At 65.4% G+C, this 1,394-nt stretch carries 1 protein-coding gene; it reads right to left on the reverse strand.

Annotated features, from left to right (window positions below; translation table 11 throughout):
• Window positions 1-37: 37 nt before the first annotated feature.
• Entirely contained in the window at window positions 38-1,324 is a 1,287-nt protein-coding gene (locus tag E1166_RS30540; protein ID WP_132343256.1) for an IS256 family transposase, read from the reverse strand.
• Window positions 1,325-1,394 lie beyond the last annotated feature (70 nt).

Genomic DNA, 1,394 nt, shown 5'->3' on the forward strand with positions numbered 1-1,394 from the left:
GGGGCTGTCTCGCCAACGGTGTTTCCGGCGGTCTTGGTTAGTAGGTTTCAGCGGCTGGGAAGCGGTCGCTGAAGGTGATGGCGAAGGCGTTCAACGCGGGTTTCCAGCGCATCGCCCATCGGGTTCTGCCTGCTCCGGTGGGGTCCAGGGAACGGGTCACCAGGTACAGACACTCCAACGCGGCCTGCTCGTTGGGGAAGTGGCCCCGGGCCTTCACAGCTCGCCGGTAGCGGGCGTTCAACGACTCGATCGCGTTGGTCGAGCAGATCACCCGCCGGATTTCCACGTCGTAGTCGAGGAACGGGATGAACTCCGCCCAGGCGTTGTCCCACAGCCGGATCACCGCCGGATACCGGCTGCCCCACTTGTCTGCGAGGTCGTCGAACGCCGCCCGGGCGGCGGTGGCGTTGACGGCGGTGTAGATCGGCTTGATGTCCCGCTTCAGCTCGTCCCAGTACCTGCGCGACGTCAACCGGAACGTGTTGCGGATCAGATGGATCACGCACGTCTGCACTACGGTCTGCGGCCACACGTTCGTGACCACCTCGGGTAGCCCTTTGAGGCCGTCGCAGACGAGGAAGAACACGTCCTTCACGCCGCGGTTGCGCAGGTCGGTCAACACGCTCATCCAGAACTTTGCGCCTTCACCGCCCGTGCCGGCCCACAGGCCGAGGATGTCCTTCTCACCGTCGAGGGTGACCCCGATCGCTGCGTAGAAGGGCCGGTTGGCGACCTGTCCGTCACGCACCTTGACCACGATGGCGTCGATGAACACCGCCGCGTAGATCTCGTCCAACGGCCGATGCGACCAGTCGGTCATCTCCTCGATGACCTTGTCGGTGATCCGCGAGATCGTCTCCTTGCTGACCGAAGCACCGTAGATCTCCGCGAAGTGCGCCGAGATCTCCCCGGTCGTCAGCCCTTTGGCATACAGCGACAACACGACCTCGTCGACCCCGGACAGGCGGCGCTGCCGCTTGCGTACGATCTGCGGCTCGAACGTGCCGGCCCGGTCCCGTGGCACGTCGATCTGCACCGGTCCGGTGCTGTCGGTGAGCACGGTCTTCGGCCTGGTGCCGTTGCGGATGTTGCCCGACCCGACGCCGGCCTGGTCGTGTTTCTCGTAGCCGAGGTGCTCAGTCATCTCCTCATTCAGCGCGGTCTCCAGGACCGTCTTGGTCAACTGCTTGAGCAGCCCGTCCGGGCCCGTCAAAGACAGGCCCTGTTCCTTGGCCGCCCGGACCAGCTCGGCGGCGGCCTTCGCCTCCGCCGACAGCTCAGGCCGCTTCTTCCGTCCGGTCTGGTCGTTCAGTGTCGCGGTCATCACGGCACCCTCCTCACCAGGCACAACGCCCGGCAGGTCAGGCCGGAAACACCGTTAGATCCACACTCCC

Source organism: Micromonospora sp. KC213 (assembly GCF_004348325.1).
GTDB lineage: Bacteria > Actinomycetota > Actinomycetes > Mycobacteriales > Micromonosporaceae > Micromonospora.

Bases quoted from the DNA above. Each gene is read 5' to 3' on its own strand.
- E1166_RS30540 (WP_132343256.1), bottom strand. From the start codon at position 1,324: ATGACCGCGACACTGAACGACCAGACCGGACGGAAGAAGCGGCCTGAG.